Genomic DNA, 24,277 nt, shown 5'->3' on the forward strand with positions numbered 1-24,277 from the left:
TACTTGTTTAGGAACAGGCTTTTCGGCCTGTTCCACAAAGAGTGAATTTTCTTGTGGAACAGGCCGAAAAGCCTGTTAAGCGAGAATGGTGCAAGATGTGGAATAAATAAAGTTGCCGCTTGCGCGATAAAATTGATTGATAAAATCTTTTTAACAATCTTCGCACCTATGGACGAATTATCTCTTAAGGCGCTGCTCGAAGACTTGAAAAAGCCCGACCAAAGCGTGCGCGATCGGGCAACTACTGAACTCTGGCACACTTGGTTTAACCAGAAAGGTGACTATGGGATGCAAATTCTCAGGCGATCGCAAGTTTCGTTAGATGCAGGCGATGTTCACCACGCTTTGGATTTGCTGACGAATCTGATTGCGGAAGCGCCGGATTTTGCTGAAGCTTGGAACCGACGCGCCGTACTTCACTATACCCAAGGAAATTATAAAAAGTCGATCGACGACTGCGAAATCGTCCTCAAACTGAACCCGGTGCATTTTGGGGCGTTGCACGGTCTGGGTTTGTGCTACGCTGCCTTGGGAGAATACCTAAATGCTATTCAAGCTTTTCGTCGCGCTTTGGAAATTCAACCGTTTGCTTTGGTGAATCAAAAGTTAATTCTCGAATGTACGGCTCGTTTAAATTAAAATACATAGGGCATTGGGAATTGGGCATTGGGCATTGGGCATTGGGCATTGGGCATGGGTGGTTTATTTTCCTGGACTCAATTGCGAATTTTTTCCACAATCTAAAATTGAAAATAGTCGTAGTGCCGAAAATTAGTGTTTGCATTCCTACTTACAATCGAGTGAATTTGCTAGCTAGTGCGATCGCCAGCGTGCTAGATCAAACTTATACAGATTTTGAATTAATTATCTGTGATGACGGTTCTAATGACAGCACTCCTCTGTTGATGTCGGAATTTGTCGATCGCGGGATTCGCTACATTCGCCACCCGCAGAATATCGGCAAGAGTAATAATATGCGATCGGGCTTTGCGGCGGCAAGGGGCGAATATTTTATCAAGTTTGACGATGACGATCGCCTGAGCGCGCAATTTTTAGAGCGGACATCTGCTATTTTAGATAAAGACCCCAGCATCGATTTTGTCAGTACAGATCACTGGGTGATCGACATTAACAATTATATTGATGAAAACCAGACGAAACTGAATTCGCAGCGGTGGGGCCGCACCGAGTTGTCGGCTGGAATTATTGAAGATTTGCTCTCCGCAGTTTTTCTCAGACAAAGTTTGCAAATAGGGGCGACTCTGTTTCGGCGCCGCGCCCTGGAAGAAGTCGGATTTCTGCGGCCGAATTTGCAAAATTGCGAAGATAACGATTTGTTTGTGAGGCTTGCGATTGCTGGCAAAAAGTGCTATTACTTGCCGGAGCTGTTGATGGAGTATCGAGTTCATGCAGGACAGCAAGGAGTCGATCGGGCAATTCCGTATTTAAGCGATAAATTGCGCTATTTGCTCGGCTACGAATTTGATTCCGATAAGTTGGAGAAAGTCAGGCTCCAAAGGATTGCAGAAACTCAATTAGCGCTAGGTTTGCGACTGATTGAGGTTGGTGAAACTCAAAAAGGGCGCCTGATGGTGCGGGCTGGAAAGTCAGTTTCGGAGGCGAAAATGTGGGCTGCTTTGGGATTGTCGCTGCTGCCAGTGGAGTTACGTCCAAGGGCGTTTGAGTTTGTGCGGGAGTTGTTGAAACGGGAGTTGTGAAGGCGTAGGATTTCTACAGAATACCCGGCGGTTGAAACCGCGTCTATACACAGCAAACTCACAAGGCAAGGGTTGAAAAGTCGGGGGTTAAAATCACGTTTATACAGACAAAACCCACCGAAACAGGTTTAAATTCTTGATTTTCTTGAGTCCCCCTCTGCTGGGACGAGAGGCAAGTGTAGACCAGGTTTTAACCGCCGAGTTTTCTGGCGTGTCGGTTTACAACCAGAAATTATCCGATTGATATAGCGGGTAGCCACGGAATATCTGTAACCCCTGGGTCGTAGCCAAGTTGTTTGAGTAGTGTGGTAATTTGCCCTCTATGGTGAGTTTGATGATTGAACATATGTGTCACCAGAACCCAAGTCGGTAGCACGCGGCATTTACCATCTACATTGCTTGTGTACTCAAACGGTTGACTCAACCAGTCAGAATTAAGGTGTCTAGACCACTCTATAATTTGCCGATCCGTTGTCTCCCGTTCTGCTCTCAAAACCTCAAATTCAGCATACAGTTCTTGACCGATAACGGTACCCGAAAATGGGTGAAGAGTGAAACGACCCATCCATGCTTTGTCACCATAGAGTAAGTGATTCAAAGTGCCATGAATCGACTTGAAAAAAGCACCCATATCCTGTTTGCGCTGTTCATCAGGAATTGCCGAGCATACAGAATATATATTTTGATTCATCCAGAAATTGTACTCTGCCATTAGCTGGTAGTAGCCACCGTCGTACATACTCAAAACTTAACCACATAGTTTGAACAACTTACATTATACAAATATGTCTTTCACAATACTCCTGACTCTAATTGATCTAGATAAATAAACTCAGGAGCTTTAACTCCGGCTTCTTCTCTAATTTTAACCAGTCTAGGCGACTCAAAAAACGCCCTAGCATCTGCGATTGATGTCCACGCGGAGAAATGAACAATTTTGTTTGGTTCATTGTCATAATTCAAGAGCTGATAGGATCGCTCGCCAGCTTCTTTTCGGATGCTTTCAGCACGAGCGAATACCTGTTTCCAAGCGTCATAATTTTCTACTTCATGAATAATTAAGACATACTGCATAGTAATCAGATTCTCTGAGCCTCTCAAAACTTCAAACGACTAATTTTATTAGACTAACTCACTTTGTCTCCAAAGCCGACCACAGGAGAGCGAGTAAATTATACCGTAGCGACGGTTGAAAATCCTCGCAACACCGAACAGAGCGATCGCGCTTTCCACTAAAGTAGTAAACAGTGCTCCATCTAAGTTTTTCCTAAATATCGTGTCTATATTTGCTGAAATTCCGACTGTGTGGCTGCAAATTTCCCTCGTGGGAGTCTGGCTGGGTTTGATTTTACTGGTAGCTGAGGGCTTAAATCGCTTTACTTCTGTCGATGCTGAGGTATCGCGGAAGGTGGTTCACATGGGTAGTGGAAATGTGATTTTGCTGGCGTGGTGGCTGGAAATACCCGGTTGGGTGGGGATTTCGGCGGGAATTTTAGCAGGCGCGATCGCCCTAATTTCTTACCAAGTTCCGATTTTGCCCAGTCTTAACAGTATCAACCGGAAGAGTTTGGGGACTTTTTTCTATGCTGTTAGTATCAGCGTTCTCGTGGCTTGGTTTTGGCCGCTGCAACATCAGGAGTACGCTGCTTTGGGCATTTTAGTCATGACTTGGGGCGACGGATTGGCTGCTGTCATCGGCCAGAAATACGGCAAACATATTTATCGAGTTGGGGGAATTCAGAAGAGTTGGGAAGGTTCTGCAACTATGTATTTGGTGAGTTTTGCTGTTAGCAGTTTGATTTTGCTGGCGGTTCAAGGCAATATTTGGCAAACTTGGGCTGTGTCTGCTGTTGTAGCTTTAGTTGCTGCTACTTTGGAGTCGGTTTCCAAGCTGGGAATTGACAATCTCACTGTGCCGATCGGCAGTGGGGCGATCGCCTTTTTCCTAAATCAATTTTTAATTGGTAATGTGTAATCTGAACTTCCCCCACGGGCGGCGTTGCTGGGGACAGGTAGGAATTCAAGATTTCGCAATTGCTATAAAGCAAGTATGGTGAGTTTTGTAACTTCCATTCAAAGGTGATTCATACCGTGAATCAGCAACGCCAATTATCAATTGTCTAACTCTCGTTAAAGCAGCCGACGTGCTTGTAAAATTTGTTGTTGCCATTGCTCGAAAGCGGGGATTTTTGAGCGATCGTCTGTGGGAAACATCGCCCTTATTTGCTCGATTAGCTCGATCGCCAGTGGTACCCCAAGCTGCAATTGTTCCAAGACATCCCGCTGAGCAAAAACTGTTTCCGGTGTTCCTTCTAAAATCAATTTTCCTCGATCCATTACAAACACCCAATCTGCCCAGCGGTAGATGAAATCGAGGTCGTGACTTGCTAAAAGAATAGTGGTTCCGGCGCTGTGAATTTGTTGAAGTAAACCGATCAGTTGTCGGGTGTGACGCGGATCGAGATAGGCGGTAGGTTCATCTAGCAGCAGCAGTTTCGGCTTGAGAATCATGATATCGGCGATGGAAACCCGCTTTTTCTGCCCCAAACTGAGATTGTGAATTGGTTCGCGGGCGAGTTCGCTTAGATCGAATTGCTCGATCGCCTGCTGTACCTGTTGAGCAATTTCGGGTTCTCTCAAGCCTAAATTGTACAATCCATAGGAAATATCTTCTTCTACCGTCGAAGCTACTAATTGATGTTCGGGATTTTGAAAGACGAGTCCAATTTGTTGGCGCAGTTGCATCAAAGATTTGCGATCGTAGCGAAAGGGTTCACCTTGCCAGCTAATGATTCCCTGTTGCGGTTGATATAAGCCATTTGCTAACAGAAAAAAGGTAGTTTTGCCACAGCCATTTTGACCGATCAGCCCGCACCGTTTCCCAGCCGGGACTTTGAGATTTAAACCCTGAATTGCCACTCGCGAACCGCAGGGATAGGAGTAGGAAGTGCGATCGAATTCTAGAATTGGGCATTGGGCATTGGGCATTGGGCATTGGGCATTGGGCATTGGTTATTTGTTATTGGTTATTTGTTATTGGTTATATCAATTCCGGTTGCACTTTTTATGATATGTCGGACACGGGAGTGCCGTTTCCCTACCGGGATTAATTGTAGGGACATGGCACTGCCGTGTCCTGACTGGGGGTAACATTAATTCCGATGCTACCGGATTTGATATTATTTGTTATTTTTTAGAGCGTAGTCGGTGGATTACCATAATAAAATTGGTTCGTAGTAAGGACTTTAGTCCTGATTAAGAAAGGACTCTTCATCCTCACTACAAACTTATGAGGGTTAGTTTGTATCAGCGTTTATCTGGTTCTAGTAGCTGCCAAAGTTGCATTTCATAACAGAGATGTTGCTCAAAAAGTTGACTTGCCTCCAATCCTTCAACTACCAGCTTCTTGAACCAGCGACGAAATATCCAGCGCAGGAATTTGTGGACGGGGGGAACTGTGATCGCAATCAAATCTGCAACATAGATCATTGTATTTAGTCCATATCGGCGGAAAGTATCGACATACAAATCGATTGTTGGCAAAATATGGGCGGAAATATCCTCAGTTTTTACTAAAGTGAATCCAGCCTGCTTTAAGGCTGCATGAAGTTCCGTAACAACATGGCAATTAGAGAACATTCCCTCTTTATAATTAGCATCAGATCGCAGCATATCAGCCAGCAAAACGTAGCCGCCCTGATTGAGGATTTTAGCGGCACCGTTAGCAATATCAACAGCCGACATATACTGGCTACTTTCGCTAAAGAGAATAAGATCGTAGAAATGGGTTGCTTTGAAGTCTTCAAACCTCGTGAGGTGGAAGATTGCCCGATCGCGCGTACACTTAAGAAAGCGCTGTTGTTGGAACGGATCGGGTGCGAGCCCTTCGACTGCAAAACCTCGATCGAGCAAATAAGCCGCATTTCCGCCAATCCCGCAGCCCACATCGAGTATCGTATGAGTGCCTTTGGGGATTGCATCTAACAGTTTTACAGTATAAGCTTGCTGAGCGAGGCGCAATCGTGCGATCGTTAGTTCGTCAGCGGGCACAGGTAGGGTTTCCCAATAGCCGTAGTGAAGGTAGGGCGAATCTGTCAGGCCCAAATAGTAATTAAGCGCTGCATTTTGGTAGCGAGTTACCTTGGAAATTTCGATTGATTTTGGCTGCGACATTCGGAAAATTTAGTAAGTTTTAGGATTTCGGGCAGAGTTGAAATTCTTCCCAGCGCTTGCATACCTGTTCATAGCACTCAACAGGAGAAATTGCCAAGTTTTGCAACAAATTGATATCAATCTGACCGTTGGCGATCGACAAAAATATAATTGCTTCCTTGGGTTCGTAGCTATCAATGATAGAGAGCAGATTGGAAACAGTGTTTTCCTCTAGTTCTAGTTGTTGCAAATAAACGGTTGCCTCCAAGTCGGAAATAAATTGCAGATCGTACTTGATAGTATCTACGCTCCAATTCACAGAACCGTTAATGGGAGTATTGATTTTGCACGCAACCAAGCCTCGTCCTCGATTCAAAAAGCCATTCCAAGCAGTATGTCCGATCGGCAAAATATTCTGGTGAATAAACAAGTTTTGCCAGTACCCAAAACTACCCTGCCAAACACTATCTTCAATTCGCATTTCTTTTTCATTAAAATAATATACGCTTCAGAACACAGATCGAATTACATCAGCGTTCATCTGTGTTTATCTGCTGATATCTGCGGTTAAAAAAGCCCAATCCAATAATTTAAAAAATAATAAACTCACCATCATCCATACCTCGCAGATGAAAAACAACAGGTAAACAAATCGGCGGGCATCCTGACTCAGAGATGCAATGATCTCATTACAGTTGCGGGACAGCGCCGGATTCGCACCGAACTTTCCCCCTTGCGTCTGATGGCTGTTCTCCATCAGAGCCGATCGATATACGGGGATATTACCACTATTTGGGAGATTTGACAAAAAAGCGTCCGCCTATTCACCAAACTCAATATTTTCATACAAATCGGTCAGCGAAATTTCCACAGCAACAGATGTTAAACTCAGCCGATCGCCCATACAGCTATATTCCGAAAAAATCCACTTATTCGCATCAGTTTTAGAATATTGCTCCACCTGTAGCCGATATTGGTCGATTAATAAATACTCCTGAAAACTAGGAATACTGCGATAGGCAGCAAACTTTTCATCGCGGTCATAAGCTTTGGTTCCTTTAGACAGCACCTCAGCAATTAGCAGCGGATTGGTAATTGTATCCGTCCGTCCAGATTGCAGCTCGATCGGGCGCGCTACCACCATCACATCCGGGTAAGTATAATTATTAAGCTGCGGAACCCAAAGCCGCTGATCCGAACTAAAAGTCCGATATGGTTTCCCTTTTAACGCCAGTTTCAGCGCAACAACTAAATTAGTGGTAATTTCATTGTGATCCGGTGTGCCGCCAGCCATCAGAACAATCTCCCCATTGATAAATTCATGCCGATCCAGAGAATTGATTTCTAATTCTAGATATTCCTCAGCGGTGTAGGTTTTGGTTTCAACTTGCGCGATCATACACAACGATCTCCTTTAATCTACTCATTTCATTTTATATTAAAAATTTTGCTAATTCAACAGAAAATTAGATTTTAATCATGCTAAGAAACAGGCAAGATGCCTGTTCCACAAAGAGGGAATTTTATTGTGGGGCGGGCATCCTGCCCGCCCCTGAAAGGCTGATTGAGAATGTGCAAGATGTGAGTGCGATCGCACTTAACAAACTTACCGCAGCGGGACAAAGTTATAGCCAGTGCTTCCTCCTTGTTTAACTTGCACTAAAATCGGCTTACCAGCCCGATCGCCCGTGGGCAAAAACTTCACATCCTCGCTTGATCCTGCTGTCGAAAAACTCGCATTTCTGAGTGCTTGTTGCAATCCTTCCCGCGTATTGCTTTGCCGCAAGCCAGCGATCACAGCTTGAGTCGCGTCAAAACTCGTTGCAGTTCGCCAATTCACAATGCCTCCCCAACGCTGGCGGGCATTTTCTGGGAAACGGCTACCGGGATTAGTGTCAGGATGCCAGGGAACAGGCAAAACAAGCCCGTCAACGTCCTTTTGCCCATCTTTTAAACTTTGAAAAGTGTACATTGTTGTGCTGCCGTAGAGTGGCAATTTGCCTCGATTGCTGCGAGCCAGAGAGATTGCACGGTCAATGCGATCGATGTGGGGCGCTACCATCAATCCTTGTGCACCTTTGCTGACAGCATCGCCGATCGCACTTTCGGGATTAAAAGAGGGTAATGAAAAGTCGCAAACAGTGGGAACTAATTTGCCTCCAGCAGCAGTAAGAGATGCCACAAATTCATCTTTAAATGATATGTTATCCGGTGCTTGGGAGTCATAACAAACGGCAATATTAGTTTTGCCTGCTGTTTTGACTGCATATTCTGCTAAGGGAGCAGCCATTAAGCTAATATTGGGTACTGTCCGAAAGATGTAGCTGCCAAATCCTGATAGATTATTGGCAAAGCTCGTCGGTGTCACCATTACCAGTTTTTCTTGCTGATATATCGGAGCAGCTTCGAGAGATGCGTTGCTAGCATTGTGTCCAATTACTCCTAGTATACTCGGATCTTTTGTCAATGTCCTTGCAACTTCTCTGACAACCTCTTGACTGTTGTCATCGTTGACAATTTCTACTTGCAGTTTTGCGCCATTGATGCCACCGCTAGTATTGATTTCATCCTGAGCTTGGGCAACACCCCGGAGGATTTCTTGGGCAACATTGGGGTTGCTACCAATGGGCACGCTGACAGCAATTTTCAAGGAAGAACCATTGCTGGCTGTGGCATTATTCAAATAGATAAGGGTTTCCGGGTCGTTGCGATTTTGTTGCAGCGATTTCTGAAAATATTGGGCGGCAGCTTGGTAATTTCCCTCAGCAAAAGCTTGAACTCCTGCTTGTTTGTCAGGTGTTGTTTGGGATGTCACCAATATCTGATTTCCTAAACTGATACGATTGGCGATCGCTCCGGGTGCGATCGTTGCCGCTGTAGAGGTAGATGTAGGTGTATTTGAAGTTTTAGCTTTCAATAAACCGGGAATAAACTTGTATGCGCCCAACCCAATTAAGCCGATGGCAATAATAAAAACAATGGGCGGCGGGCTGTTTTTTTTGTTAGTATCTTGATACATGATTTTTTCTCTTTATTTTGATACTGTCATTATTCATTCAATTACTGTTCACGTCAATTCATATAATTCATTAATTAAGTTCATAAAAGTCATATTTGTAATAGCTGTTGCAGGAAGTGCGATCGCCCTTATTCAAATCCGGCCCGCTAAACTAACGAAAATACGAGAATTATCAACAATATTCCTGGAGGCGCGGGTGCTCAGAAACCGGGTTTGGTGCCAGAATACTTCGTTACAACCCGCAGATTCAGTAAAAACCCGGTTTCTTTGCTTGTGATGCGTAAGTCTCGTTGATATTAACCGCCACCACCACCGCCGCCACCGCCGCCACCGCCACCGCCACCACCGCCGCCACCGCCACCGCCGCCACCGCCACCATCATTGCTAATGATAATGATTGGAATTACTTCTTCGTACTCCTGATGGTAAGAGCAGTTTCCACAGTGATCCGTAACATACCTCTTTCCTGAAGTGCCAGTAGTTGCAGGAATCAAAACTTGATAAGTCCGTTTGAGATTAAGCGTTTTACACTCAGGGCAGCGTCGATTATTGATTGCTTTCTTGATTTCTTGGTAAATAATGACGCTGAAAGTCCACACAAAGAGAAGAATCATCAACGGAAAAAACACTAAGGATACAAAAAATCCCAAACAAACTAGCAAAAAAACGATTACACCCATTATGTTGTTTATGAAAGAGCCTTCTCCTCCTTGGTGTCCAGTTTGTTGCCAGCCAGGTTGAGGTATATTCAGAATCACCTGGGGAAATGCAATCTGCACTTCTAATTCTTGTTCGGGTGGAATAGGCTGACTTGCCACAAACTCAAATGTTTTAGGATCTACTTGACGCGGAACTGCGGCTGTACCAAAATTCGTAAACGAGAGAACTTGACCTGACAAAGCTTCTGGTAATTTCACCGTAACTTTTCCCGTATTAATCGGAGCTTTGCGACCTGCTGCAATAGCTTTCCAATAAACTAGAGTATTCTCACCATCTAGCTGCAATCCACCTACCACGCGATATTTGATGACAAAAGTATGTGTGTCTGGCGGTTTGAGTTCATGTTGCCAGCGAATCCAAAGTTCATTGTTTTCGGTTCCTGTGCTACTGGCAATTATTTGATTATTTTCGGCGACGGTGACATCTTTAATTGCATCGACCTTATCTAAAGGAATATAGCGGTAGCGTTCATTGTTGTAGGCTGCTGTAAATACATATTTTTGGGTTTCGGTAACTAACATATCTCCGTTTGTCTGAACGTCGATGATGACGTTGATGTTATCCCAGTAAAACGGTAGCGGTTGGGCCGCTGCATGAGTTACTGTGACTAAGAATAGGCTTAATGATGCTAGTAATAAAAAAACTATTTTTTTGAGGATGCGTTTATTTATCATAGGATTTCCACAAGATAAGTGTTGACTACAATTATTCAACAGGTTTCTTTTGAAGTCAATTCATTAAAGTCATTAATTATATTCATAAAAGTCATATTTGGAAGAGGATTGTGCATGAAGTGCGATCGTTTCATCTCAAAATGAGTGACTAAAATTTCCATCCAATATTTAAAAGCGATCGTACAATCTGTAAAAAAGTGCGATCGCCATTATTCAAATCCGACCCGCTAAACTAACGAGAATAGGAGAATTATCAACAATATTCCTGGACGCGCGGGTGCTCAGAAACCGGGTTTTTTGCCAGAATACTTCGTTACAACCCGCAGATTCAGTAAAAACCCGGTTTCTTTGATTGTGATGCGTAACTCCCGTTGATATTAACCACCACCACCACCGCCACCGCCACCACCGCCACCGCCACCGCCACCACCGCCACCGCCGCCACCACCACTATCGCTGCTAGTGCTAATGACTGAAATTACTTCTTCGTACTCGCGATGGTAAGAGCAGTTTCGACAGTGGTGGGTAACTTGCCGCTTTCCTAAACTGCTAGTAGTTGCAGGAATCAAAACTTGATGAGTCCGTTGGAGCTTGAATGTTTTGCACTCAGGGCAGCGTCGTTGTGCAATGAATATGGCAATTGCTATAATGGGGAAAAACAGGTACCAAGTCATATAAAAAAATTGAGATTGGTTGCCAGTTTGTTGCCAACCAGGTTGAGGTATATTCAAAATCGCCTGGGGAAATGCAATCTGCACTTCTAATTCTTGTTCGGGTGGAATAGGCTGACTTGCCACAAACTCAAATGTTTTAGGATCTACTTGACGCGGAACTGCGGCTGTACCAAAATTTGTAAACGAGAGAACTTTTCCTGACAAAGCATCTGGTAATTCCACCGTAACTTTTCCGCTATTAATCGGCGCTTTGCGACCCGCTGCAATCGCTTTCCAATAAACTAGAGTATTCTCACCATCTAGCTGCAATCCACCTACCACGCGATATTTGATGACAAAAGTATGTGAGTCTGGCGGTTTTAATCGATGTTGCCAACGAATCCAAAGTTCATTGTTTTCAATTCCCGTGCTACTCGGAATTATTTGATTATTTTCTTGAACGATGACATCTTTAATTTCATCTACCTTACCTAGAGGAATATAGCGATATCGTTCTGTGTTGTAGTCGGCTGTGAACACATATTTTTGGGTTTCTGTAACTAACATATCTCCGTTAGTCTGAACGTCGATTAGAACGTTAATATTCTCCCAGTAGAACGGTAGTTGTTGGGCGGATGAATGAGTTACTGTTACTAACAATAGGCTTAATGAAGCCATTAACAAAAAAAATATTTTTTTGAGGATTCGTTTATTTATCATAGGATTTCCACAAGATAAGTGTTGACTACAATTATTCAACACTTATCTTGTGGAGTCAATTCATTAAATTCATTAATTATGTTCATAAAAGTCATATTTTCCGTCCGGTAGTCCGGCAGGGAATGAATTCCCTGCCTCAAAGCTAAAGTCCTCTGAAGAGGACTGATGAGTTCTTGAGTCCTCTTCAGAGGACTTTAGCTATTAGACAGGGGTTTCAACCCCTGGCGGACTCACGGGATGACTAACGGACTTGGCCGGCTGACAGCTTAAGTTGACACCTATGGGCACTGCCGTCTCCTAATTTCTTTTCAACTTTGAAATACCGCACTTAACAAAGTTAAAAACGTACATCCAAACACCGCTTCCAATGTATATCTTCGCGAAGGTTTATAAGGGTAAGAATTCCAAACGCGCAGTTCTCCATTAAAGCCGCGCGACGCTAAACTCAACGAAACTTGACGGTAGTTTTCCAAAGTTCGCTGAAGCAATTGCCCGATTAAAATGCTTAAACTCTGCATTCCCCGCTTCCAAGTGCGATAGCCACAGCGCGAGTTTTGTGCTATCCAAAGTTCATCGGCGATCGCCAATAAGCTAAAAATAAACCGATACATTAGTAATAGCAGTTCTGTGACTAACTCTGGACAGCGTAATTGTCTGAGAATTTGCAAGATTTCGGTAAATGGAACCGTCAAGAGGATGAAATACATACAGCTTGTCGATGCGAAGGCGCGGGCAAATAGCAGGCTCACTTGGTATATTCCAGTGCGACTCACATACAGATAAAAAGTGCCGATGCTAATCCCCCAACCTTGCCAAATATCCCACTGAATTTCCTGGATTTGACTTAACTCAACCGCACCCAGCGCCAAAGCAGGCAAACTTGTCAGCAAAAACATCAACGGTAGCGACAGCAACCGCAAATACAGTTTCCCCGGAATACCCGCATAGACGACGATCCAGACGGCCAACCACAGGCCGATCGACAATTGGACGATCGCCCCAGAAACTAGAGACAGAATTAAAAGGGCGATCGCAAATAATAACTTGTGAGCTGGCGGCAAGCCGCGCAAGCGATTTGTATAAGCCAGACTATCAATCTGATGGTTCATTCCGACGATTTATGATCAGACTGCTGCCGAGATTGCGATCGGCCTTTATACAACCCAATGACGTACCCAACTACGCCAGCCCCGATCGCCGCTTGAGACGCAAACAATAGACTGGAAATTTCGCTGCTAGCCGGCTCAAACAAATGATTAAACCAAGGTTTATAACCCGGTTGAATTTCAGTAATTGCTTTCTTAGCTTGGTCATCGGCACCGCCATATTCACCCCGCACAAAAACGAGAGGAAACGCTGCCAGAACAATCACAGCGCCAGCCAACAGCCAATTTTGTCGCGAAGTAGATTGGTGATTTTTTGTAGTTTTTTGACTCACGGCTTATGACTCCTGTCTCAATAATTTCAAAGTTTCCAACTCCGGCTTCCCGTAAGAATGCAGCCAATTCCAGACCAATAGAGTCAGCAATCCCTCACTAATAGCTAGGGGTACTTGAGTGATAGCAAAGATGCCAGCAAACTTGAGAAACGAAGCCATAAAACCGCCACTTGCTGCCGGAAAAGCTAACGCTAATTGAATCGAAGTCGTTACATAAGTCAGCAAATCTGCCAAAGCCGCCGCACAAAAAATTGCCGCCCGCTGGCTACCCGTTCGCAACAGCAATTGATAGATAAAATAGGCAGCGAAAGGCCCGACAATCGCCATCGAAAACATATTCGCTCCCAGCGTTGTCAAGCCACCATGCGCTAACAGTAACGTTTGAAACAACAGGACTAAAGCCCCCAGTACCGCCATCACCGAAGGGCCGAACAAAATTGCGCCCAAACCTGTACCCGTCGGGTGAGAACAACTGCCCGTTACCGAGGGAATTTTTAAAGCAGAAAGCACAAAAGTAAACGCACCCGCTAAAGCAAGCAATAGTTTAAGTTCCGGGTGTTCTTTTGTAATGCGAGTAATCGATCGCAAACCTACTGCAAAAAAAGGCAACGCCACCATCCACCAAAATGCAGCCCATTGCACCGGCAAAAAACCTTCCGAAATGTGCATCGCTGCGGCGGGCGTTGCCGAACCCAGGACAATATAACAACTCAAGCCAGCCATCAATCCCAAGCTGACCAATTTCCGATTTCTGGTCTTCACACTGAACCTCGCAGATGAGACTATGTAAATTAACACATCGGCGGGCATCCTGACTCAGAAAGCGACATGACTCTCATTACAGTTGCGGGACAGCGCCGGACTTGCACCGAACTTTCCCCGTTTCCTCTAACGGCTGCTCCCCATTAGAACCGACTGGTTAGACATAGTTTAGTCGATCGCGTAAGTCTCAGCAAATCTTTTACAAAAATTACTTCAGATTAACTAAGTCAAAATTACCTATCATCTTCTCTTCCCTTCCTTCGCGTCTTCGCGGTTCGTTCAATAAATACTATTGCCAAACAAATCAAAGGTATAATGTTAGTGAGTTTTGAGGAAAGCCGCCATGTTAGATTACAAATTTCCGAGGCACTGGCCCTCAGCCGATGAACTACCAGACTCAGATGAAACGCCTGTGGATAACGAACTGCAAGAACTAATACCAGGGTTGTTAAAAGCAATATTGCTCATACTTTGGGCAGAACGCATGGACTGGTTTTTTGGCATAGATATGGGTATTTATCATCACCCTGACGAACCGCCCATTGTCCCAGATGCTTTCTTAAGTTTAGGAGTAGAACGATTTTACGACGAAGAATTGCGTCCGAGTTACGTGCTGTGGGATGAAAATGTCATGCCACTTTTCGTGCTAGAAGTTGTTTCCCCAACTTATCGCAAGGAATACAGCACAAAATTAGACACTTATCAAGCTTTAGGCGTACTTTATTACGTCATTTATTCTTCCCGCCGCCGTCGTAAACCTCATTTGGAAGTACACAAGCTAGTCAATGGGAAGTATGAATTACAGCCAGGACATCCTGTTTGGATGCCTGAAATTGGTTTAGGGATTGGTTGTGAAAGGGGAAGTTATTCTGGGGTGACAAGGGAGTGGTTGTATTGGTATGATGCCGATGGAAAACGTTATCTGACTCCTGAAGAACAGGTGAAAGAATCAGCGCAGCGCGCCCAACAGGAATCGCAGCGCGCCCAACAGGAATCGCAGCGCGCCGATCGATTGGCCCAACGTTCCGATCGACTAGCTCAGCGATTGCGGGAGTTGGGGATAGATCCTGATAATCTGGGCTGATGGCAATCAAGAGTACCTCAGTGTTGTACTCTAGACGCTCAGATACCGGGTTTTTCAACAGAGAGCGATCGTCCTCAAAGGAGGATTTTCGGGAAAAAACCCGGTTTCTGCCTCCAGAAATGTGTGAATATTATCGCCAAAATCAGGAAATATCTAGCTAGATTTGGGAAAAACAGAAAGTTGGACGGCAAACATTGAGATGCAGCTCGAAAACATGAAAATCAACAGAGGTTATTAAATAATGGTCATGAATCTGCGTTCTTACGATGTCATCTGTTTTGGTGATGAAGTTCCAGGAGTTCTAGCTGTTATCTCTGCCTCCAGAGAATATCTTCGCCGAACAAAGCGTTATCCGCGAATTCTACTGATGTCGAAAGCAAGCTTGCAAGAAGGAATTGGCGGGCATTTGGTAAGAGGCGGTCTTGCTTATTTAGATAGAAGTCAGATTAGTCAAGAACTTCAACAATCTTTAAAGTTAGATACCTTTGGTTCACCGGCGACAATCTATAAAGAATTCTTACAAAAATCCGGCGTTAAGGCAATTGCACTCGACCCCCGCAAAGCCAGTGCAGCGCTGAAAGAAATGCTGGTACAAGCTGGGGCCGATCTCCTCAGCAAAGTAGAAATTCAATCAGTCACTAAAGAAGGCCAAAAAATTGCCAGTATAACCACCTCTAAAGGCGTAGTTTATGCCGGCAAGCAATTTATTGATGCCACTGTCAATGCCGAATTAGCTCAAGCTGCCGGTGTGAAAAAGCTGAAGGGATTTGAAACATTTGGTCTGCCTAACTCAGAACTTCCAGTCACCCTCGTTTTTGAAACCCAAGGACTCAGTGCAAGAGCACTGAAAGAATTCGATTATATTTATCTAAAACGCTTTACCAACCTGGCCGATGCAGAGAGTCAAAAATTTTTGCTGTACGCTGCAGGCAAGGATGCCAAACTAGCAGAAGAACTCCGGCGAGAAATGAGGGACACTAGAGGCAATCTCAAAACTCTGTGGGCGGGTAACGATTACATCGATGTTCGCGCGCCGGCTCTGTCTGTAGCTTACCACTCCTTTAGAGGAAGAAAACTATCTTTTTCTGAAACTGGCATAATTTTAGATGAGGGAAATATAGCAATACTTCCAAATGACCGACTTTCGTGGAATGCGCTTTTATTTGCAGTCACAGCCAGCGAAGCCGAAGCCTTAGCCAGAAGCGGGAGCAAACCCACGGCTAATATGCAAAGAGAGATGTTATTTATTACAACTTGGCTGAGGAGTTTGGGGGCTACTTCTGTTACTTATGCCTCAGAACTTTATATCAGACACGCCGGCAATGTGACTGGAGTTGTAGAACCTTTAACTGGCGCACAAATGCTGTTAGGTGGCGTACCAGCTAATGAGGCACTGGCAACATTTAGCTATCATTTTGATGTCCGCGGAGGCATCGCGGGTATTGGCGATAAAGCAAACAGTCTAGGATGGTTTAAAAGTCTGAGTTTTAAACAGCCTATCTTTAATGTTGGCATCCGCCACGCATTAATTAAAAACGTTCCTAACCTGGCAGTGGTCAGTCCGTGTTCTGGATTTGAAGGGTTAGCCTGTTCTGTCGGCCGAATTGTTGAATTCAACGCTGCAGTTGGTCAAGGTGTGGGTATCGCTGCGGTTAATGCCATTCTAAATAACAAAAATCTCGCCGATGTATCTAACCGAGAAGTGAGACAAGTTCTCGCCCAAACAGGCCAGTTACCTAGAATTTTTGGAGTGGCAAATAATGGTGATGGAATGCTGTTGGCGCAATTCGAGACTCTTGTCACTTCGGATGCTATTGCATAATCTCAATCCCGGTTGCACTCCTCATGATTATTGATTGTTGACTAAGCTGTTGTGGCATTTAAATTGTATGTCAAAAAATAATCAAACTTTTTTGGGGTGTCCCACCCGCCGTGAATATACAATTTAAATGCTCAACTGTATTAGCCTACTCGTTAACAACCAATCCTTACTTCTTCTGCGGGCAGTTCGGATGAAGGCCCCCCTGCAAACAAATGTAAGCAATTTGACTTTTATCTAAATTCTTAGCCTCCGCAAAATCAACTCCTAGGAATCTACCGGATTTACTACCAGTCGGATTTTGAATAAATTGATCCGAAGCTGCCTTCCCCAGAAACACAGCGCCTTTAAAATCCGCTCCCGCTAAATTCGCGCCCCTAAAATCAACCGAACTCACCTCCGCATTCCGAAAATTCGCATCTTGCAACCGAGCATCTTTTAAATTCACGTTAGCGAGTTTAGTCGAAGTCAAATTGGCATTTTGTAAGTTGGCGCCGCTCAAATCAGCACCGGACAAATCAGCACCTTGCCATTCCGATTTAGACAAATTTGCCAATGACAACTGAGCGCCTTGAGCCTTCACTTTGGCCAAACGTGCACCTGACAAATCTGCTCCCGACAAATTCGCGCTTCCTATATCTGCTCCGGTAAAACTTGCATTTTTTAACAGTGCTTCCTGCAAATTAGCTCCAATTAAAATAGCACTGCTGAAATTAGCTGAATTCAAATTGCCGTTTGACAAATTAGCTTTGTTCATGACAGCGCGCACAAAAGTAGTGCGGTTCATTACAGCACTGTTCAAAGACGCCCCGGTCAAATTTACTCCTTCCAAATTAGCGCCGCTCAAGTCAGAAATCCAATCGTCAAAGGTAGCCGGACGCCTGTCTTCGCCGGTGCCGTAAAAGCGAGCTCCCTGCAAGCTGGCATTGGTTAAATTGGCATTTCTCAACTTAATTCCCGACAAGTCAACTTTGTTTAAAACTAAAGTAAACTGAGACGGGCCGGCAGGACTTTGAGCTAAATCCGTGCGGCTGAGATCGACACCGTTGAGTTGGCTGCTATACACTGTGAGAATTTTGCCGATCGCCCTTTGTACTGTTCGCTGGCGGGCGGCAGCTAACTCGCGTTCCGGGGCCTTGCCGCCAAACCGCAGGGAATCGAGGTCGTTGCTGAGGGCCTGATTCAACCGCTGCAAGTCAGGTAAAGCTTTCGGGCCGCTACTGACTAAAGCTTGCTGGATCGCGTCCAGCATGGCGCGGTTGTCTTCTTGAGCTAGCAAATCCGCTAGCAGGGGTACGGCGCGGGAGTCTTCCACCGCCCCCAAAGCCAAAATAGCCGATCGCCTGCCCGATGCCCCGCTAGCCGATGTGGGAGACAATTTGTTGACTAAAGCCACAAATAATTCGTCGTTCCGCTGCCGGGAATCCCGCAAATTTGCTTGACTTTGAGTGTAGATGAGAGTGCCGACAAACAAAGTTAAAATCAATCCCGCGCTGCCGATGATAACTATTACTAAAGTTGTGCCTGGGTGTTGGCGCATCCAATTCCACAAACTGGCATTTGTTTTCAGGCCGCTTTGTGGAGTCACAACCAAAGCCGCAATCTGCGCGTCTTCCTCAGTCCAATCTGGACTCTTGACAGGATTGTCAGACAGTTGATTCGATCGAGCGTTGACGACCAAAGTATTGGCGAGGCGATCGTGTCCAGATTGCCGTTTGTAGCGCCATGCAAAAGCCCCGTCTGCGAGCACTGCCAAGCCACTCAGCCCCCCTAAAATCAGCAAATCAGGAAACGCACCGCTCAAGCGCCAAATGCCGTAAGCGACGCCCAGAGGCACTCCCCAGCGCCCCAAACTTTCGCGAATTAGCACTTGCCCAAAACCCGGAGGAGTACCCGACGCTGTGACAACTTTGACGCCGAACCAGCGTTTGGGGATAGTTTGACCGGTTCTGGCGAGCAAAAACAGTTGCCACCCCGCTAAAACTGCCGGTGCCAGCAGCGCCCCTGACCAGAATAGATTAGTTAGGGGTGCAACTCTGGGGCTGCGATCGCGCACGGGTATGCCCAAAGTACGGGCGACGGTTTCGGATGCTGCTGCTATGGAGGAATTGAGCGGCACGGTTTGAGATTCCTGGTTGACTAATGCCCCGATACTGAAGGGAACGAGGGCGCTGGCCGCAATTAACGAAATTTCCACAGCCCAAGCGCCGCACCTGCGAACCAGCAGTGGCATTTGCTTGGATTGTGTTTGCCAAGACGGATCGGGTTGATTGATGCCGCTGGGCGCGGTGGGGTTAGCCATATTTATAATTTCCTATTGTTAGTCGTTAGTTGGAGGAATCAGGAGATATTGCCAATTTATCAGAAATTTGGGTTTAAAACCCCGTCCTTGGCTTGACGGCTTTCTATTGGATGAGCGTGAATTTACGCTTGGCAAAGCAACCCCAAACCAGGTTATAATTAAGTTGTCAGGGTGAAACTCCATTGCCATCGTGAAACAGTTGAGACACACTTTCAGGCATAAATTTAGGGGCAAAGAGCGGCGAAAACTCGCTATACAGCTAGGGATAAAAAAAATAATATCCCAATACCAGAGAACCAAATACTTTGTTGACTACTGAAGTAAGGCGGGGCACGCCTGAACTCTAGGTTCATATCCTAGTACGCTTGGGGAGATAGACCCTCTGGGATTAACTAAGTTAAGCTCGTCAATTGGTGGTATTCCACGGTTGAAAGGTTTAAGTATTGCCGTAAGGATAGTGAGTAGTAAGGTCAGTCGTGGAGCCAAGAATCACCTCGCCTTTAGGACGGTCGGTGAGTGTCAAACGCTATGTAGATTAGCACTCCGAGAACGGCAAGAGTCATCAGGGCGGAAATTAGCTTTACGATGCTATTGAAGACTGTCAGGACAATTATCGCTCCGACGGCAAAGGCTGCCACCTGCCCCGGTTTGGGGAGTCTTTGAAACTTGTCGAGTAATTGATTGTATAAGGTTCCGACGGCTTGATACCGGTCTGAATTTTGTGTGATGAGTGGCGATCGTTCTACTTTAGCTTTTAGTTCTCCGATCGCTTGCTGCCAATTGAAGTTATTTTGAGGATTCATAAAAAAATTCGGAAGTTAGTTTAGATTAAGGTGTTTGGAACCGCCATTATCCCCTACCGTCAAAGAACTAGAACCAAATGCCATTGTGTGAGGAAACATGAAGATCAATTATCCGGGCGATCGCGGCCAACTGTGGTTTAGCTCGATCGTGACCGTAGCCTTGGCAATGATTTTAGCGGATGCGGGTGCCCTTCGGAGCCAACCGCTACAAATTGCTCCGGGATTTCCCGAACCGCTGGGAGTTTCTGGAGTTTCCGGCGGCCCGAACAATAGCGGCGACTGCGGTTTTGTCTCCCAAGGGCCGAACCACGTCATCGAAGTAACGCAGGATTTGCCTTACTGGCGGATTGCAGTACAAACCGCTGGAGCTCCGAGTTTGATGATTCAGGGGCCGAGGGGGCGTTTCTGCGTCCTGCCGGCGAATGCTGCTGCGGGGAATGTAGAATTTTCCGGTTATGGGGACAAGGGGACTTATGTTATTTTTGTGGGCGATCGAGCTCAAGGTCAACACCCTTACTCTCTCTCTATTTCCCAAAAGCGAAATTAAAGTTATACCAATACTGAAAAGTCATGCAAGGTCTGAGTGAATTTATCAACAAGGCGATGCAAGAGTGGAAAATACCCGGGCTGGCGATCGCAATCGTTAAAGATAGCCAAATAATTTTTTGTGAAGGCTTTGGAAAGCGAGATGTAGAACAAAATTTAATTGTTACACCGCAAACTCTCTTTGCGATCGGTTCTTGTACGAAACCTTTTACCACAATGGCGATGGGTATTTTGGCAGACCGCGGCAAATTAGACTGGGATCGACCTGTCAGAAATTATCTGCCCACTTTTAAACTTTATGACTTCTATGCAACCGAACGTATGACACCCCGCGACCTCGTGACTCATCGGTCTGGCTTACCCCGTCACGATGCTATGTGGTATAAAAGTCCCTTCACCCGTAAAGAAATATTCGATCGCTTACAATATCTCGAACCCACTCACGAATTGCGTACTGTTTTTCAGTATCAAAGTTTGATGTACATGACCGCTGGCTACTTGGTTGGTGAAATTGCAGAGAGTAGCTGGGAAGAATTTGTGCAACAGGAAATTTTTAATCCTTTAGAAATGAGAGATAGTAATTTCTCTGTAGAGACATCCCAACAAGCTGATGATTTTGCACTTCCTTATCAAGAAAAATCCGACAAAGTTGAGAGATTACCCTTTTGTAATGTCGATGTTAGCGGCCCAGCCGGTTCGATAAATTCCAACGTTGCTGATATGGCTAAGTGGCTTTTACTCCATCTCGATCGGGGTAAGTATGGCGAGAAACAAATTATCTCGCCAAGTAATCTGAGCGAGATGCACGCTCCACAAATCGCGATCGGTCAACCGCTGGAATATAATGAACTTTTTTATTATTTTTATGGTTTGGGATGGGGTATTACCTCTTACCGAGGTCATAATTTAATTCAGCATGGCGGTAATATTGATGGATTTTCTGCACTGACAACTTTGCTGCCTCAAGACAATATTGGTATAGTAGTTCTGACTAATATGGCTCTAAACTCAGTACCAGATACTGTGACTTATTATATATGCGATCGCTGGCTCGGTCTAGACGAAGCTCCTTGGAATCAACGAATGAAGGAAAAATATGCTCAAAGCAAAGAATCTACTGCAAAAGCCAAAGAGCAAATAGCCGTTGACTCTCGTAAAACAGGAACCCAGCCTTCTCATCCTCTAGAAGATTACACAGGTTATTTTGAGCATCCAGCATACGGAATCTTATCAATTGAAATTAATGACGAGCGTTTGACAGCAACTCATAATTCAATTATTTATAAATTAGAACATTACCACTATGACATTTTTGTTGAATCTGAGTTGTGCGATCGACCAGAACTTATATCTTTCTTAACTGATACCAAAGGCAATATTGCTAGCCTTAGCTTTCCCCTAGAACCGACTGTGAAAGAGATTTTATTTACCCGGATGCCTGAGAGTAAATCTCATTAATTCGGGCAGCAGCGTAGAGGCACACCCCGAACAGAGCCCAATTTCTGATTTAATTAACCACCTCAAATGCTGCACACCTCCTCAGCCACAGCGGTCAAATTTGTAGTGAGGACTTCAGTCCTCAAAGCCTGATTTGTTCTCTAACCCACTTACGAAACAATCTGAGAGTTTGACTTGTACCCGCCGTTTGACTTTGTTCGCAATATTGGGAAATAGCTTCAATAATTGGCAAATTGGGAAATGTTGGACTAATTGCAGATTCAACATATTTCCCATCTTCAAGCAAATTAATCATCAGCTTGTTATTTTCGTAACGCCAGATTTCAGGTACTCCCAGAGCTTCGTAAGCATCGAGTTGAGTTTTGGAAGTTATATCGACTTCAATTGCTAAGTCAGGCGGCGGATCGACAGTTAAGTCGATCCGCTTTTTGCCAATCATTAGAGCATAATTCTGAATGTAAAAACATTCATCAGGTTCAATTCCTTGTAACATACTTTTTCGCTTGAAAGTCGTCGAACCAAATGGTTCAAAGTCGATTTCTAGTTCCTCAAACAGAATTTTCACTAAATAGCCAATAATGATTTTAGCTTTCTCATGTTCTGGTAGTGGCATCCTAATCTCCAAAGTTCCTTGACTGTAAGCTATTCTAGACCCACGGTGTTCTCCCAACTCTTCTAAAATTGCTTCAAATTCCTGCCAGTTGACATCATCTAACAGCACTCTATGTCCAGGTGGTACAATGATTTGTCTTAATTGCAGCGTTACCATTTCAACCTCCGATTTCTTTAAGTTTATTATAACTGATACAATCTTTTAAGTTGAGGGGTGTACAGCGCCCCCTCAACTTAATTTACTGGTAACTATCGCCCCAAGTCGAGCTGTCTAATCTGCGTTTTTTTGCTGCTTGAAAAGTTCCTTAAACTTGCGCTGCTGCTCGTTGTGATCTACGATCGGAGAGGGATAATGAAGAAGTCGGCGTTCTAAAGGTGAAAGATTTCCTGTTAGCAAAACTTTAGTATCAACGCGGCGCAATTCGGGAACCCAGTGCCGAATATATTCCCCCTCCGGGTCGAATTTTTGAGCTTGACTCGCCGGATTGAATATTCGCAAAGGTTTCGGGTCCATGCCGCTTGATGCACTCCACTGCCAGCCGCCGTTGTTAGCAGAAAGGTCGGCATCTATCAATTTTTGCATGAAGTATTTTTCACCCCACTGCCAGTTAATAATTAAATCTTTGGTGAGGAAACTGGCGACTATCATGCGGCAGCGATTGTGCATCCAACCTGTCTGATTTAACTGCCGCATTGCTGCATCGATAATAGGATAGCCAGTTTTGCCTTTACACCAAGCTTGAAAGAGCTTTTCATCGTTCTCCCAAGGAAAGTCTTTGAATGCTTGACGGTAGGGGCCGTCTGCTAATTCTGGGAAGTTATACATGGCGTGTTGGTAAAATTCCCGCCACGCTATTTCCTGTTGCCAAGTACGGATGCTTGTGCACGCTTCTTCGCTGCGGCAAGTGTCCATTACTATCTGGGTAGCTTGCCAAACAGTGCGGATGCCAATTGCACCAAATTTGAGGGCGGCGCTGAGTTGGGATGTGCCGTTAATGGCGGGGAAATTGCGCTGTCCTTGATATTGGTAAATTGCCCGATCGCAAAATTCTTCTAATTTTTGTTGCGCTGCATCTTCTCCGGGTTCTATTACTAATGGATTTTCCCAAATAAATCCCAAACTCAACGCTGTTGGCACTGTTTCCATTGCACCTGCTTGGTTGGCGATTGCTTGTTCTTCGGCGGTTAAGCCGGTCATTAATTCCAGATAAGTTATCGGCAGTGTCTCTACTGGTTGGGCTTTAGGTTTACTGTTCCATTTTTTCCAAAATGGTGTATAAACTGTGTAGGGAGTCCCTGTACCGCTGCGAATTTCATCTGGGGCGTGCAGGAGTTGATCCCAGAAATTGTGAACTTGAATTCCTGCTTGTTGGAGGGCGTTTGATACGGACTGATCGCGCTGTTTGGCGTAGGGTTCTACATCCCAGTTCCAAAATACTGCTTGAGCATTTATAGCTGTTGCTAATCTCGGTATTCCTAGAATCGGGTCATCTTGAATTATTAGCAATTGGCTACCTAATTCCCTGTAACGCGCGGAGAGTTTTTGCAAGCAGCCGATCATGTAGGTGACTCTAGCTGGCGCTACGTCATCCCGATTTAGGATATTGCGATCGAGACAAAAAATTCCGACTACTTTCGGGCTTTGCTGGCGCGCTGATGCCAGTCCGATGTTGTCAGAAATACGCAAGTCGCGGCGGTGCCAAAATAAAATTAGATTGGATATATCGGACATTCGATTTTAGATTTTAGATTTTAGATTTTAGATTTTACAGTCCTGGACACACGCGGGTTCAAAAA

23 protein-coding genes and 2 riboswitches are annotated in these 24,277 nt (G+C 45.0%); of the genes, 7 read left to right on the forward strand and 16 right to left on the reverse strand.

Translation table 11 applies throughout. From position 1 onward, the window contains the following. Positions 1-168: 168 nt before the first annotated feature. Positions 169-639, forward strand: a complete 471-nt coding sequence (locus tag QUB04_RS22755; RefSeq protein ID WP_333287838.1) for a tetratricopeptide repeat protein — start codon at positions 169-171, stop codon at positions 637-639. A 122-nt stretch (positions 640-761) separates the two neighbouring features. Continuing rightward, complete coding sequence (locus QUB04_RS22760) at positions 762-1,718, forward strand: glycosyltransferase (RefSeq protein WP_333287921.1); 957 nt, start codon at positions 762-764, stop codon at positions 1,716-1,718. 232 nt (positions 1,719-1,950) lie between these two features. Here the strand turns inward: QUB04_RS22760 and QUB04_RS22765 are convergent, their stop codons facing one another. Next, positions 1,951-2,457, reverse strand: coding sequence for a DinB family protein (locus QUB04_RS22765; protein ID WP_333287840.1), 507 nt, complete (start codon positions 2,455-2,457; stop codon positions 1,951-1,953). A 53-nt stretch (positions 2,458-2,510) separates the two neighbouring features. After that, entirely contained in the window at positions 2,511-2,792 is a 282-nt protein-coding gene (locus tag QUB04_RS22770) for an antibiotic biosynthesis monooxygenase (protein ID WP_333287842.1), read from the reverse strand. Positions 2,793-2,994: 202 nt separating this feature from the next. Here QUB04_RS22770 and QUB04_RS22775 point away from each other — a divergent pair, with 202 nt between their 5' ends. Next, positions 2,995-3,693, forward strand: coding sequence for a diacylglycerol/polyprenol kinase family protein (locus tag QUB04_RS22775; RefSeq protein WP_333287844.1), 699 nt, complete (start codon positions 2,995-2,997; stop codon positions 3,691-3,693). A 155-nt stretch (positions 3,694-3,848) separates the two neighbouring features. Here the strand turns inward: QUB04_RS22775 and QUB04_RS22780 are convergent, their stop codons facing one another. The 10 genes from QUB04_RS22780 to QUB04_RS22825 form a co-directional block, all read right to left on the reverse strand. Next, complete coding sequence (locus QUB04_RS22780) at positions 3,849-4,727, reverse strand: ABC transporter ATP-binding protein (RefSeq protein ID WP_333287846.1); 879 nt, start codon at positions 4,725-4,727, stop codon at positions 3,849-3,851. Positions 4,728-5,024: 297 nt separating this feature from the next. Next, positions 5,025-5,891 (reverse strand): methyltransferase domain-containing protein, encoded by an 867-nt coding sequence (locus QUB04_RS22785; protein WP_333287847.1) that lies wholly within the window; start codon positions 5,889-5,891, stop codon positions 5,025-5,027. 19 nt (positions 5,892-5,910) lie between these two features. After that, on the reverse strand, positions 5,911-6,351 hold the full coding sequence (locus QUB04_RS22790; RefSeq protein ID WP_333287849.1) for a hypothetical protein: 441 nt from the start codon (positions 6,349-6,351) through the stop codon (positions 5,911-5,913). 156 nt (positions 6,352-6,507) lie between these two features. Next, a riboswitch (cobalamin riboswitch) is annotated at positions 6,508-6,652 on the reverse strand. Between the two features lie 38 nt (positions 6,653-6,690). After that, positions 6,691-7,269, reverse strand: a complete 579-nt coding sequence (locus tag QUB04_RS22795) for a Uma2 family endonuclease (RefSeq protein ID WP_333287851.1) — start codon at positions 7,267-7,269, stop codon at positions 6,691-6,693. 207 nt (positions 7,270-7,476) lie between these two features. Beyond that, positions 7,477-8,889 carry an ABC transporter substrate-binding protein gene (locus QUB04_RS22800; protein WP_333287853.1) on the reverse strand — a complete coding sequence of 471 codons (1,413 nt, stop codon included), beginning with the start codon at positions 8,887-8,889 and terminating at the stop codon, positions 7,477-7,479. 296 nt (positions 8,890-9,185) lie between these two features. Then, the gene (locus QUB04_RS22805) at positions 9,186-10,283 is read right to left on the reverse strand and encodes a DUF2207 domain-containing protein (protein WP_333287855.1); all 1,098 of its coding nucleotides are present in this window, start codon (positions 10,281-10,283) and stop codon (positions 9,186-9,188) included. Between the two features lie 377 nt (positions 10,284-10,660). Beyond that, positions 10,661-11,656 (reverse strand): DUF2207 domain-containing protein, encoded by a 996-nt coding sequence (locus QUB04_RS22810; RefSeq protein WP_333287857.1) that lies wholly within the window; start codon positions 11,654-11,656, stop codon positions 10,661-10,663. Positions 11,657-11,964: 308 nt separating this feature from the next. Next, positions 11,965-12,765: a cobalt ECF transporter T component CbiQ gene (gene cbiQ, locus QUB04_RS22815; protein WP_333287859.1), complete on the reverse strand. Its 801-nt coding sequence runs from the start codon at positions 12,763-12,765 to the stop codon at positions 11,965-11,967. Further along, positions 12,762-13,094 (reverse strand): energy-coupling factor ABC transporter substrate-binding protein, encoded by a 333-nt coding sequence (locus QUB04_RS22820; protein ID WP_333227820.1) that lies wholly within the window; start codon positions 13,092-13,094, stop codon positions 12,762-12,764. Before QUB04_RS22820 ends, cbiQ begins: the two co-directional genes overlap by 4 nt. 3 nt (positions 13,095-13,097) lie before the next feature. Further along, entirely contained in the window at positions 13,098-13,817 is a 720-nt protein-coding gene (locus QUB04_RS22825; protein ID WP_333047166.1) for an energy-coupling factor ABC transporter permease, read from the reverse strand. Between the two features lie 61 nt (positions 13,818-13,878). After that, positions 13,879-14,025, reverse strand: a riboswitch (cobalamin riboswitch). Positions 14,026-14,199: 174 nt separating this feature from the next. On the opposite strand from QUB04_RS22825, the gene QUB04_RS22830 reads away from it, so the two are divergent. Next, the gene (locus QUB04_RS22830) at positions 14,200-14,940 is read left to right on the forward strand and encodes a Uma2 family endonuclease (protein WP_333287861.1); all 741 of its coding nucleotides are present in this window, start codon (positions 14,200-14,202) and stop codon (positions 14,938-14,940) included. 247 nt (positions 14,941-15,187) lie between these two features. After that, a complete protein-coding gene (locus tag QUB04_RS22835) occupies positions 15,188-16,762 on the forward strand; it encodes an FAD-dependent oxidoreductase (RefSeq protein WP_333287863.1) in 1,575 nt (524 codons plus the stop codon). A gap of 166 nt (positions 16,763-16,928) precedes the next feature. Here the strand turns inward: QUB04_RS22835 and QUB04_RS22840 are convergent, their stop codons facing one another. Beyond that, complete coding sequence (locus QUB04_RS22840) at positions 16,929-19,061, reverse strand: pentapeptide repeat-containing protein (RefSeq protein ID WP_333287865.1); 2,133 nt, start codon at positions 19,059-19,061, stop codon at positions 16,929-16,931. A 500-nt stretch (positions 19,062-19,561) separates the two neighbouring features. Then, positions 19,562-19,864, reverse strand: a complete 303-nt coding sequence (locus QUB04_RS22845; protein WP_333287867.1) for a hypothetical protein — start codon at positions 19,862-19,864, stop codon at positions 19,562-19,564. Between the two features lie 97 nt (positions 19,865-19,961). On the opposite strand from QUB04_RS22845, the gene QUB04_RS22850 reads away from it, so the two are divergent. Beyond that, positions 19,962-20,411 carry a hypothetical protein gene (locus QUB04_RS22850; RefSeq protein ID WP_333287869.1) on the forward strand — a complete coding sequence of 150 codons (450 nt, stop codon included), beginning with the start codon at positions 19,962-19,964 and terminating at the stop codon, positions 20,409-20,411. 23 nt (positions 20,412-20,434) lie between these two features. Next, on the forward strand, positions 20,435-21,868 hold the full coding sequence (locus tag QUB04_RS22855) for a serine hydrolase (protein ID WP_333144534.1): 1,434 nt from the start codon (positions 20,435-20,437) through the stop codon (positions 21,866-21,868). A gap of 121 nt (positions 21,869-21,989) precedes the next feature. On the opposite strand, the gene QUB04_RS22860 is transcribed toward QUB04_RS22855, so the two are convergent. Further along, a complete protein-coding gene (locus QUB04_RS22860; RefSeq protein ID WP_333287871.1) occupies positions 21,990-22,637 on the reverse strand; it encodes a Uma2 family endonuclease in 648 nt (215 codons plus the stop codon). Positions 22,638-22,751: 114 nt separating this feature from the next. Then, entirely contained in the window at positions 22,752-24,203 is a 1,452-nt protein-coding gene (locus tag QUB04_RS22865) for an FAD-binding domain-containing protein (RefSeq protein ID WP_333287923.1), read from the reverse strand. Positions 24,204-24,277: the final 74 nt, after the last annotated feature.

Source organism: Microcoleus sp. D2_18a_B4, from assembly GCF_036702475.1.
GTDB lineage: Bacteria > Cyanobacteriota > Cyanobacteriia > Cyanobacteriales > Microcoleaceae > Microcoleus.

What these genes read in the sequence shown, in the direction of transcription:
- QUB04_RS22765 (WP_333287840.1), bottom strand. Translation starts at nt 2,457, where the DNA reads ATGTACGACGGTGGCTACTACCAGCTAATGGCAGAGTACAATTTCTGG.
- QUB04_RS22845 (WP_333287867.1), bottom strand. Translation starts at nt 19,864, where the DNA reads ATGAATCCTCAAAATAACTTCAATTGGCAGCAAGCGATCGGAGAACTA.
- QUB04_RS22790 (WP_333287849.1), bottom strand. Translation starts at nt 6,351, where the DNA reads ATGCGAATTGAAGATAGTGTTTGGCAGGGTAGTTTTGGGTACTGGCAA.
- QUB04_RS22850 (WP_333287869.1), top strand. Translation starts at nt 19,962, where the DNA reads ATGAAGATCAATTATCCGGGCGATCGCGGCCAACTGTGGTTTAGCTCG.
- QUB04_RS22785 (WP_333287847.1), bottom strand. Translation starts at nt 5,891, where the DNA reads ATGTCGCAGCCAAAATCAATCGAAATTTCCAAGGTAACTCGCTACCAA.
- QUB04_RS22800 (WP_333287853.1), bottom strand. Translation starts at nt 8,889, where the DNA reads ATGTATCAAGATACTAACAAAAAAAACAGCCCGCCGCCCATTGTTTTT.
- QUB04_RS22755 (WP_333287838.1), top strand. Translation starts at nt 169, where the DNA reads ATGGACGAATTATCTCTTAAGGCGCTGCTCGAAGACTTGAAAAAGCCC.
- QUB04_RS22830 (WP_333287861.1), top strand. Translation starts at nt 14,200, where the DNA reads ATGTTAGATTACAAATTTCCGAGGCACTGGCCCTCAGCCGATGAACTA.
- QUB04_RS22795 (WP_333287851.1), bottom strand. Translation starts at nt 7,269, where the DNA reads ATGATCGCGCAAGTTGAAACCAAAACCTACACCGCTGAGGAATATCTA.
- QUB04_RS22805 (WP_333287855.1), bottom strand. Translation starts at nt 10,283, where the DNA reads ATGATAAATAAACGCATCCTCAAAAAAATAGTTTTTTTATTACTAGCA.
- QUB04_RS22810 (WP_333287857.1), bottom strand. Translation starts at nt 11,656, where the DNA reads ATGATAAATAAACGAATCCTCAAAAAAATATTTTTTTTGTTAATGGCT.
- QUB04_RS22840 (WP_333287865.1), bottom strand. Translation starts at nt 19,061, where the DNA reads ATGGCTAACCCCACCGCGCCCAGCGGCATCAATCAACCCGATCCGTCT.
- QUB04_RS22780 (WP_333287846.1), bottom strand. Translation starts at nt 4,727, where the DNA reads ATGCCCAATGCCCAATGCCCAATGCCCAATGCCCAATGCCCAATTCTA.
- QUB04_RS22835 (WP_333287863.1), top strand. Translation starts at nt 15,188, where the DNA reads ATGAATCTGCGTTCTTACGATGTCATCTGTTTTGGTGATGAAGTTCCA.
- QUB04_RS22860 (WP_333287871.1), bottom strand. Translation starts at nt 22,637, where the DNA reads ATGGTAACGCTGCAATTAAGACAAATCATTGTACCACCTGGACATAGA.
- QUB04_RS22825 (WP_333047166.1), bottom strand. Translation starts at nt 13,817, where the DNA reads ATGGCTGGCTTGAGTTGTTATATTGTCCTGGGTTCGGCAACGCCCGCC.
- cbiQ (WP_333287859.1), bottom strand. Translation starts at nt 12,765, where the DNA reads ATGAACCATCAGATTGATAGTCTGGCTTATACAAATCGCTTGCGCGGC.
- QUB04_RS22770 (WP_333287842.1), bottom strand. Translation starts at nt 2,792, where the DNA reads ATGCAGTATGTCTTAATTATTCATGAAGTAGAAAATTATGACGCTTGG.
- QUB04_RS22855 (WP_333144534.1), top strand. Translation starts at nt 20,435, where the DNA reads ATGCAAGGTCTGAGTGAATTTATCAACAAGGCGATGCAAGAGTGGAAA.